The organism is Pseudomonas sp. SDO55104_S430 (genome assembly GCF_054070595.1).
Window position 1 is genome coordinate 1 of the sequence record NZ_JBSVXG010000209.1, and the last position, 9,842, is coordinate 9,842.

Below are 9,842 nucleotides of genomic sequence, written 5' to 3' on the forward strand. Positions count from 1 at the left end.
GTACGCGGCGCTCATGTAGGAGCGAGGCTTGCCCGCGAAGAGGTCGGCAGCTTCAACATCTTCATTGCCTGACCCACCGCCATCGCGAGCAGGCTCGCTCCCACAGTGGTTCGGTGTAAACAAATCCATTGTGGGAGCGGGCCTGCTCGCGATAGCTATCTGATAAACGCCGAATCCCTCAGACCTTCCACACCCCCACATTCACCAGATTCCTCGGCCGCTCACCCGCCAACGCCATCAACAGATTGTCCACCGCACAGCTCGCCATCGCCTCCCGCGTCTCATGGGTCGCCGAGCCGATGTGCGGGGTCGCGACCACATTGTCCAGCTGCAACAGCGGTGAATCCGCATCCAGCGGTTCACGCTCGAACACATCCAGCCCCGCCCCGCGAATCTGCCCCGAACGCAGCGCTTCGATCATCGCCGCTTCATCCACCACCTTGCCCCGGGAGATGTTGATGAAGATCGTTTCCGGGCGCATCAGCGCGAACTGTTCGGCGCCAATCAGGCCTTCGGTTTCGGCGGTTAGCGGCAAGGTCAGGCAAACGAAATCCGCCTCTTGCAGCAACTGCGGCAAACTCCGGTACTGCGCTCCGAACCGCTGTTCCACCGCCGGTTTCGGCGAGTGACTGTGATAGATCACCGGCATGCCGAAACCGAAATGCCCGCGCTGGGCCAATGCCTCGCCTATGCGCCCCATGCCGATAATGCCCAGGGTCTTGCCGTGCACATCGCTGCCGAAATGCGTCGGGCCAATGTTGCGCTGCCACTCACCCGCACGAACCATGTTCGCCAGCTCCACCACCCGCCGGGCACTGGCCAGGATCAGCGCAAAACCGGTGTCGGCGGTGGTTTCGGTGAGCACGTCCGGGGTGTTGCTGAGCAGGATGCGCCGCTCGGTCAGGTAGTCGATGTCGTAGTTGTCGACGCCCACCGAAACGCTGGCAACCGCCTGCAGATTCGGTGCGAGGTCCAGCAGCCCTGCGTCCAGTTTCAGGCTGGCGCCGAGCAGACCGTGGGCCCGGGGCAGGGCGGCGCGCAGTTGTGTCAGGCCTTCGGCGTCGAGTTTGTCGATCAGCGTTACGTCCGCCTTTTGCTCAAGGCGCGCCATCAACGGCGCCGAGAGTTTCTTGTACAGCACAACCTGCTTTTTCATCGTCAGTCTCTTCATCAAATCAAGGGTGGGCGTGGCGCGGGTTCATGGCCACCGCGGGACGCTCCCGGTCGCTGGCGTCGGGCTTGAGGACAATCGTCAGCACCACCGACAACATCAGTGCGCCGCTCATCAACAGGTACGACGCACCGGGCGAACCGGTGGAGCTGTTCAGGTAGCCGACCAGATAGGAACCGCCGAACGAACCCAGCGCGCCCATGCTGTTGATCAGCGCCATGGCGCCACCCGCCACGTTGGCCGGCAGGATCTCCGGGATGATCGCGAAGAACGGCCCGTAGGGTGCGTACATGCAGGCGCCGGCAATCACCAGCAGGGTGTAGGACCACCAGAAGTGCTCGGCGCCCAGCGCATAGGAGCCGTAGAACGCGAACGAAGCGATCAGCAGCGGCGGCCAGACGAAGCGTTTGCGTTTCTGCAGTTTGTCCGAGCCCCAGGACACCAGCAGCATGCCGATCACCGCCGCCAGGTACGGCAGCGCCGACAGCCAGCCGGCCTCGACCATGTCCATTTGCGCGCCGGCCTTGAGGATCGACGGCAGCCACAGCACGAAGCCGTAGACGCCGATGCTCCAGCAGAAGAACTGCAAGGCGAGGATGATCACTTTGGGCGAACGGAAGGCTTCGGCGTAGTTCTTCACCGCCTTGATGCCCACCTGTTCGGCGGCCAGGGCGCTTTCCAGATCGTGTTTTTCCTGGTCGTTGAGCCACTTGGCCTGGGACGGGCGATCATCGGCCAGACGCCACCAGATAAAGGCCCAGAGCACCGCCGGCAGACCTTCGATGATGAACATCCAGCGCCAGCTGTAGTGCTGCACCAGATAACCCGAGACCACCGACATCCAGAGCATGGTCACCGGGTTGCCGAGGATCAGGAAGGTGTTGGCCCGGGAGCGTTCGGCGCGGGTGAACCAGTGGCACAGGTAGATCAGCATCGCCGGCATCACCGCGGCTTCGACCACGCCGAGCATGAAGCGGATGACGATCAGCCAGTAGGCGTTGGAGACGATCCCGGTCAGGGTCGCGAGGCTCCCCCAGAGAATCAGGCTGACGAAAATCAGCTTTTTCACGCTGTGCTTTTGCGCATAGATCGCGCCGGGCACCTGGAAGAAAAAGTAGCCGAGGAAAAACAGCGCGCCGAGCATCGACGACAGGCCCGGGGTGATCATCAGGTCGGCGGCCATGCCGGAGGCGGCGGCAAAGCCGTAGTTGGCGCGGTCCAGGTACGCCAGACTGTAGGTGATGAACACGATGGGCATGATGTACCACCAGCGGCGGGTGGCGAGGGTAGCGGTTTTCATCAGTGGTGCTCCTGAGCTTGTTGTTTTTGTCGCAGCAGGTAACGGTTTCAGTCAGGCTTTTGCGGTGGCAGTGATGGCCTCTTCGCGAGCAAGCTTCGCTCCTACAGGATCACGCACCCCCCGTAGGAGCGAAGCTTGCTCGCGAACAGCAATTTCAAATTCAACAGCCATATCGGATCGGGTCGGCAACCCCTCCATATCCCCCCGACTCTGCACCGCCCGGCTGCCAATCCAGTTGGCGCGCTTCACGGCGTCAGGGAAGCTGTGGTTTTCCAGCAGGGCGCTGATCATGCCGACGGCGAAACCGTCGCCGGCGCCGACGGTGTCGACCACGGTTTCTACCGGTACACCGGCCACGAAACCCTGATCCAGCTGGGTGCGGTAATAGGCACCGTGTGGCCCCAGCTTGATCGCCACGGCTTCGGCGCCCCGGTCCAGGTAAAACGCGGCGATGTCGGCCGGGTCTTCGAACCCGGTCAGCAAACGCCCTTCGCCGAGGCCCGGCAGCACCCAGTGGGCGAGGGCGGCGAGACGGTTGATCTCGCTGATCATCTGCCGCTCGCTGGCCCACAGGCTCGGGCGCAGGTTCGGATCGAACGAGACACTGCGCCCGGCGGCGCGCATGCGGGTCATCAGTTCGAAGGACATCTGCCGGGCACTGTCCGACAGCGCCGGAGGAATGCCGGTCGCGTGAAGGTGCCGCGCATTGAGCAGTTCAGGAGCGATCGATTGCGGTGACAGGTAGCTGGCCGCCGAGCCACGACGGAAGTACTCGACCCGAGGATCATCACCGTCATCGGTGCGGGACTTGAGCTGGAAACCGGTCGGGTGAGCGCTGTCGACGGCGACATTGCTGCAATCCAGGCCTTCCTTTTTCAACGTGTCGACGACAAACCGACCCAGGGAGTCGGCGCCCACCCGGCTCAGCCACGCCACCTTGAAACCCAGGCGCGACAGGCCGATGGCGACGTTGCTGTCGGCGCCGGCAATGCGCTTGTGGAAGTGGTCGACGTTCGCCAAATCGCCGTTGTGATCGGCGACGAACATGGCCATGGTTTCGCCGAACGAGAGGATATCGATCTCAGACATGGGCGCTCTCCAGACGGGTCTGGCCGAGGCGGGCGAGGGTGGCGACGTGTTCGGTGGTCAGTTGCAGCAGATCCTCGGCCTGCAACGGATACTCCGCGGCCCGCATGACGTTTTGGGGCATGTGCCGCAGCAGTTGTTCCCACAGATGCAGGTCGCTGGCGGCGGGCGGTATGGCTACGAGCTTGCCGTCGGCGCGGCGGGAAACGGCCTTGCAGTGCACATAACCAACGTGGCGCCCGAGCAGGCGTGCGGCGCTGCTGGCGGACTGGTCCTGCCAGTGCCAGTTGCCAATGTCGAAGGTCATCTTGATCGGCAGGTTGTGCTGCTCGAGCGCCGCGAAAAAGCGCTGGAAGGGTTCGATGCGTCCGCCATGCAGGGTCTGGTCGTTTTCCACCAGCAGTTGCACCGGGCTGTGGGCCAAGGCTTGGGCCAGCGCTGGCAGGTCGTTGTTGTCGGTGAAATAACCCAGCGAGACTTTCAGCCATTTGGCACCGAAGGCCTGGGCCCTTTGCAGGGCGCTGATCAATTCGGGATTGGCTTTGGACTGACCGGCCAGCCACAGCTCCATGGGGGAGGAATAGATGCTTTGCAGGCCAGTGGCCTGGGCTTCGCTGGCGAGCTGTGCAGGGGCTTCGCCGGTGAGCAGCTCTTCGCGCCATTCGATGCAGCTGGCGCCGGCGGCGGCCAGGATCTCGATGAAACTGCCCTGACCGCGTTGGCGCACAAGATCGGCGCCGTAGCTGGATAGGCTGATGGAAACGGTGGGTTTGTTCATTGTTTTTGTACCTCTGAAACCGGTTTCATTTCTATGCAAAAAAAAAGGGGGCATTGATGCGGTGTTCTTTCTGGCCTCATCGCGGGCAAGCCCGCTCCCACAGGGATTTGTGTCGTACACAAATTCCATGTCCACCCACCAAACCTGTGGGAGCGGGCTTGCCCGCGAAGAGGCCACCACATTCACCGCAAGTTCCCAAGGGTCGACCCCCTAACAATCAACCGCGCCGAAAAATCCAGGGTCCTCACCGGCCCATCATCCCCACGCAACCGCTTGAGCAGACACTCGAACGCACTCGCCCCGATCTCCGCCGTCGGCTGGGCAAGCGCGGTAATCCCGCTCCCCACCAACGGATACCAATCCAGATCATCCAGCGCGATCAGCCCCACATCCTCAAACAGCTGGCAGTTCAACTCCCGCAGTCCCTGCGTACTGGCCAGCGCCGCAACCCCGTTGCCACAGAACAACGCCTTGGGCCCGGGACCAGGTACCTCCAGAAAACACTTCAAATCCGCCGTCAGATCGCTGCCCGTCTCGATCAACGTCCCACGCAACGCCGGCCGCTTTGCAATCTGTGCCTTGAAACTCGCCACGCGCTCGATCCGCGAACTGGTGCCGTCGAAGGGCTCGGTCACCAGCAGCACATCGCGGTAGCCGCGCTCTTCCAGATGACTCAGCGCAAGCTCCACAGCCGCCGGGTTATCCAGCCCGACCATGTCGCTCTCCAGGTGCTCGACCTTGCGGTCCACCAGCACCATCGGCATTTCCCGGTGCAGTTCGTGCAATTCGTCACGGTGGTGGCCGAGGGTGTTCACGATCAGCCCTTCGATGTTGTAGGAGCGCAGCAGCGCCAGGTGCTGGCGTTCCTGCTCGTCATCGCGGTCGGTGTTGCACACCACAAGGCTGTAGCCGTGGCGACGACAGGCGGTTTCCACGCCGTGCATCACGGCAATCGAATAGGGGTTGCGGATGTCGGCCACCAGCATGCCGATCAGGCGGGTGCGCCCGCGTTTGAGGCCGCGGGCCATCTGGTTCGGGCGATAACCGAGTTCGGCGATGGCCTGCTCGATGCGCGAGGCGATGGCGTCGGAGAGCAGGGCGCGGTCGTCACCGATGAATCGCGACACGCTGGCCTTGGACACCTTGGCGTGTTCGGCGACGTCGAGCATGGTGACGCGGCTGCGCTGGGCGGCGGAAAAATCGTTCACGGACTGAAACCTTGTTATTGGATTTATAGGGTTTCAACGTGTCGTGAGATTGTGCTGAAACCGGTTTCAGAAGACACCAGAAGCGGATTCGCCGTCAAGTCCCGGGTTAGAAATTGTCGAGCAAGCGCCGACGGACGGAGTCAGGCCAGAACGCTCAGCCACGCCGAACCCAGCAGCAACAGGGCCATGCAGCGGTTGAAACGCTGCATGGACCGAGGCGAGCGCAACCAGCGGCTGGATCCGGCGCCGAGCAACGCCCAGACACCCATGCACGGCAGGGAAATCAGGAAAAACGCCAGGGACAGGTACAGCACATGCACCATGCGATCTTCTCCGACACCGGCGAACACACTGACCACCGCCAGCGCCATCATCCATGTCTTCGGGTTGATCCATTGCAGGCTGGCAGCGCCCCAGATCCCCAGGCGCGAGCCGCTGTCCTGGGCGGTCACCGCGCTGGCTGCCGCGCGGAAAATCTGCCAGGCCAGGTAGCTAAGCCAACTCACGCCGGCCCATTGCATCACTGTCTGGACCGCCGGCCATTTGTTCAAAGACGAGCCTGCACCGGTGCCCACCACCAGTACCAGAATTGCAGCGCTGGCACAGGCGCCGAGGATGATCGGGAGGGCAGCGCTCAGACCGAATCGGGCACTGTTGCTCAGCACCAGAATGTTGGTGGGACCTGGGGTGATGGAGGCCACGAAGGCGAACAGCAGGAAGGGCAATAACGTCGGGAAAGAGGCGAACATCGCTAGCAACTCCAGTGAAGATCAGTGAATTCGATCTTCACCGGCCCGCCGTTCAACTGTCTGGAAGATTTGAGCAACGCTTGCGATACAGCGCCGGCGTCAGGCCATAGGCGCGCACGAACCAGCGGCCCAGATGACTCTGGTCGGCGAAGCCCAAAGCCATCGCCACCGTCGCCGGCTGCTCACCCCGGGCCAGCATTCGCCGGGCGGTGGCCAGGCGCAGTTGCACCAGATAGGCGTGGGGCGCCATGCCGTAAGCGGCCTTGAAGGCGCGGGTCAGGCGAAAGCGATCGACGCCGGTGGCCGCCGCCAGTTGATCGAGTCCGATGTCTTCGTGGGCATGGGCGTGCAGGTATTCCCGGGCCTTCTGCGCCACCAGCGGCAGGCGCGGGTCTTCGCCATAACGGGCGCGCCAGTGCAGGTGGGTGGTCAGGCGTTCGAGCAAACCGTCCAGCGCCGTCTGGCGGACGATCTTCAGTTCACCGCGATGCAGCGTCTCGAAGGCCCGCGCAATGGCCTGGGTCAGCTGCACATCGGTGGTCAGGGTCTGGGCGAAACTCAATTCACCGTGGTCCGGCGCCTTGTCGAACAACGCGCTGATTTCCCGGGTCAGCCACTGCGGATCGAGGTACAGCATGCGGTAAGTGAAACCGTCCTCGGTCGGCGCCTCACCGTCGTGGATATCCCCCGGCTCCAGCAAAAACACCTTGCCCGGCGTGCTCTGGTGTTTGGCCCGCCGGCAGTTGAACTGTTGGACTCCTTGCTCGGTGAACCCCACCAGGTAGCTGTCATGCCAGTGCGGATCGTAGGCATGCCCCTCGAAATGCGCGCGCAGCGTCTCGATGCCGGTGTCGGCATCCTGGGCCAGGTCGATCCAGTTGTGAGAAGTCATGCTGCACCTGCGAGACGGATTGCCGGTCCATATTAACCCCCGCGTCGTGGAGGGTGGCTAGAACGTTTGTGCAGGGGGTTCAGCCAGCGAATCGACTAGCCATAGCACGCAAACGCCACCGCGCCACTAGCAGTTCTGATAGTTATGCAAGCGCCGGGGATGTGTTCTAGTGATCAGCACATTGACGTGAGCAGGGAGGCTGAACATGAGCCGGATCGAGCCGTCCGCGGTAGAAAATCCTGTCGAGCCCAGATCAGGCATTCGAATTTGCGCGCCCGGCAACATACGAGGCTGGCGGACGTCCTCAACCACCGCCTTGTTGAGCTGGGATGAACCCTATTCATGGTGCAACCAGTGCCCGAATGCCATTGGTTATGAAGTGACCGGCGAGGGATTGCCAACGCTCAATGTGCTCCGTCCGCCCTGTGAAATAAAAGCGTTGAAACCCGATGTCGAGTATCAGTTTCAGGTGACGGCCAAAGCGTCAGTCACCAACGTCTCGGATCCCAGCCCTTATCGTCTGCTCAAACTCCACCCGCCCGGCAAACCGGGGCTGCCTCAGCTGCTGGATGTGAGCTTTTCATCATTGAGCTTGAGTTGGGAGCGGGCTAACCCCGGATTCACCGGCATTCGCTACCGGGTTTACCTGAACGGGTTTCTGGTCAAACAGGTGGATGAGCCGCAAGTCTGCCTCACGCATTTGAGGAGCTTTACGGTTTATAAGGTTGAAGTGCGGGCGGTCAATGACGCAGGCGTTTCCGGGCCCAGCGGTGCCACGTTCAAGACCCGGGTGCGCACTCCCTCCAACCTGCGGTTCAGTCAGCGAAACGGACTGTGCAGGGTGGCGTGGGACCCGGTTTTCAAACAGCCTGCCGCTCATGAAGTCACTGTCAATGGTCAGGTGTTCACTACGGCGGCTGGCCGCCTGGGTCACAGCTTCTGGCTCTCGGATGTATCACCGGGACCGGTGCCACACCACTTGAAGTTCAAGGTTCAAGCGATGCTGGATGGGGAGGTTTCCGACATCGCGTTGTTCGAAAGTACCGTCTCGGACGATGTTCCTCCCAGCCGACCTGGGGCTCCGGTTGTCAGTGACATAACCGACACCAGTGCAACATTGAGTTGGGAGCCCTCCAGTGACGATGTTGGGGTGGCCAGTTATGAAGCGGTCCTGTACGGGTTTCTGCCTTACCGGACGTTGAATACACAATTCACCTTCACCGGGCTGGCCAGCGGCTCTTATCACTGGGCATTCGTGCGTGCCCGGGACAAGCAAGGGAATGCATCGGGCGCCAGCCCGGCCGTTGCCTTTAAAACCACCGGACAGGCGCCTTCACCACCACCGTCGGCACCTGAGTTGAGCATCACGGCTTTGACCGCCACATCAGCCCGACTGGAATGGTGGCAGCCGGATGAAGGGACAACGACCGGCGCAAAAATTCTGATTAATGAAGAGCACTACCTTGATGTGCTCATTTTCACTTCCGTGGTCTTGAACGACTTGGTGCCAGGTGTCGAATACCGGATCAGCGTCACGGTGTTCGACATGTACGGGCAACTGTCCGAGCCGACGCTGCTGATCTATGAACCCCAGGATATTACTGCGCCCAGTACACCGGGAAATCTGCACAGCACACAGATAACCACCGACTCGGTCACGCTGGCATGGAATGAATCAACCGATGATATCGGCGTTCTTGAGTATGTGATTTACAACAGCCATGCGTACTTCGACAGCACGCCACTGCTGCACTACACCGCTGTGGATTTGCTGCCCGGCAGTTACTCGTTTGAAGTGTGCGCCATGGATCTGGCCGGAAACGCCTCTGAACCTGCGGCGCTGACCATTGAGATCGAAGGCCCGACGTTCAACCAAACAACCCCGCCGCAATATTGATCGAGAACCCGAGTATCGCGGTGTTGAACAGAAACCCGATCAACGACTGCGCCAGCACGATCTTGCGCAGATCCCGCGTGGCGACGCCGACATCGGAGGTCTGTACGGCGGCGCTGATGGTGAACGAGAAGTACAGAAAGTCCCAGTAATTGGGCGTGGTCAGGCTTTCGGCGAAGCGCAGGGCCGGGGCTTTGTCTTCGCAGGTGTAGAACAGGCGGGCGTAGTGCACGCTGAAAATCACTCCGATCAGCAGCCATGAGCCGATCACCGTCAGTGCGGTGAAGCCGTAGTGCAGAAGTTTCGGGGTGGTTGCCAGTTCCTTGCTGCCGGCCAGTTCGAAGGTAATGGCGGCCAGGCTGGCAATCGCTGCGATGCATACCACCAGCAACACCAGGCCGGCGTTCTCGTCTTCGATGTCGGCGATTCGTTTGACGTCGGTTGCCTTGGAGTGCGCGGCAAGCCAGATCATCAGTATCAGGTAGGCCCAGACCCCAGTGTTCCAGCCGATGAGGATTTTGCCGATGACCGAATCGGCCGGTGCCAGAATGCCCACGCCGATGCCCAGAGTCGTGGCGGCGGAGAGGCGTGGGTGGGTGTGGGTGAGGAAGGGCATGGGGGCTCGATGGCGGCGGAGTATGCCAACACCTTAGCCCCAGCGCAGTGGCATGGCCAACACTGAACCCCTGTAGGAGCGAGCATGCTCGCGATGGAGGCCAACGATAACGCGGGGCATCAGGTTTCCCGCATCATCGTTGACGACC

9 protein-coding genes are annotated in these 9,842 nt (G+C 61.7%); 1 reads left to right on the forward strand and 8 read right to left on the reverse strand.

Annotation, left to right across the window (positions count from 1 at the left end; all coding sequences use genetic code 11):
* Positions 1-178 precede the first annotated feature (178 nt).
* From ACW9JE_RS24905 to ACW9JE_RS24935, 7 genes are all read right to left on the reverse strand, one after another.
* Positions 179-1,156, reverse strand: coding sequence for an NAD(P)-dependent oxidoreductase (locus ACW9JE_RS24905; RefSeq protein WP_457434238.1), 978 nt, complete (start codon positions 1,154-1,156; stop codon positions 179-181).
* A gap of 19 nt (positions 1,157-1,175) precedes the next feature.
* Positions 1,176-2,471 carry an MFS transporter gene (locus ACW9JE_RS24910; protein WP_457434239.1) on the reverse strand — a complete coding sequence of 432 codons (1,296 nt, stop codon included), beginning with the start codon at positions 2,469-2,471 and terminating at the stop codon, positions 1,176-1,178.
* A gap of 51 nt (positions 2,472-2,522) precedes the next feature.
* Positions 2,523-3,560: a sugar kinase gene (locus ACW9JE_RS24915; RefSeq protein WP_457434240.1), complete on the reverse strand. Its 1,038-nt coding sequence runs from the start codon at positions 3,558-3,560 to the stop codon at positions 2,523-2,525.
* Entirely contained in the window at positions 3,553-4,335 is a 783-nt protein-coding gene (locus ACW9JE_RS24920; protein WP_457434241.1) for a sugar phosphate isomerase/epimerase family protein, read from the reverse strand. Before ACW9JE_RS24920 ends, ACW9JE_RS24915 begins: the two co-directional genes overlap by 8 nt.
* 182 nt (positions 4,336-4,517) lie before the next feature.
* A complete protein-coding gene (locus ACW9JE_RS24925) occupies positions 4,518-5,543 on the reverse strand; it encodes a LacI family DNA-binding transcriptional regulator (RefSeq protein WP_457434242.1) in 1,026 nt (341 codons plus the stop codon).
* Between the two features lie 140 nt (positions 5,544-5,683).
* Positions 5,684-6,292 (reverse strand): LysE family translocator, encoded by a 609-nt coding sequence (locus ACW9JE_RS24930; RefSeq protein ID WP_224541415.1) that lies wholly within the window; start codon positions 6,290-6,292, stop codon positions 5,684-5,686.
* 52 nt (positions 6,293-6,344) lie between these two features.
* On the reverse strand, positions 6,345-7,184 hold the full coding sequence (locus ACW9JE_RS24935) for an AraC family transcriptional regulator (protein WP_224541413.1): 840 nt from the start codon (positions 7,182-7,184) through the stop codon (positions 6,345-6,347).
* 205 nt (positions 7,185-7,389) lie between these two features.
* Between ACW9JE_RS24935 and ACW9JE_RS24940 the strand changes: the two genes are divergently transcribed.
* Positions 7,390-9,081 carry a fibronectin type III domain-containing protein gene (locus ACW9JE_RS24940; RefSeq protein WP_224541411.1) on the forward strand — a complete coding sequence of 564 codons (1,692 nt, stop codon included), beginning with the start codon at positions 7,390-7,392 and terminating at the stop codon, positions 9,079-9,081.
* Here ACW9JE_RS24940 and ACW9JE_RS24945 read toward each other — a convergent pair.
* Positions 9,053-9,694: a DUF1345 domain-containing protein gene (locus ACW9JE_RS24945; protein ID WP_224541408.1), complete on the reverse strand. Its 642-nt coding sequence runs from the start codon at positions 9,692-9,694 to the stop codon at positions 9,053-9,055. The two genes, ACW9JE_RS24940 and ACW9JE_RS24945, sit on opposite strands and share 29 nt — an antisense overlap.
* Between the last annotated feature and the right edge of the window lie 148 nt (positions 9,695-9,842).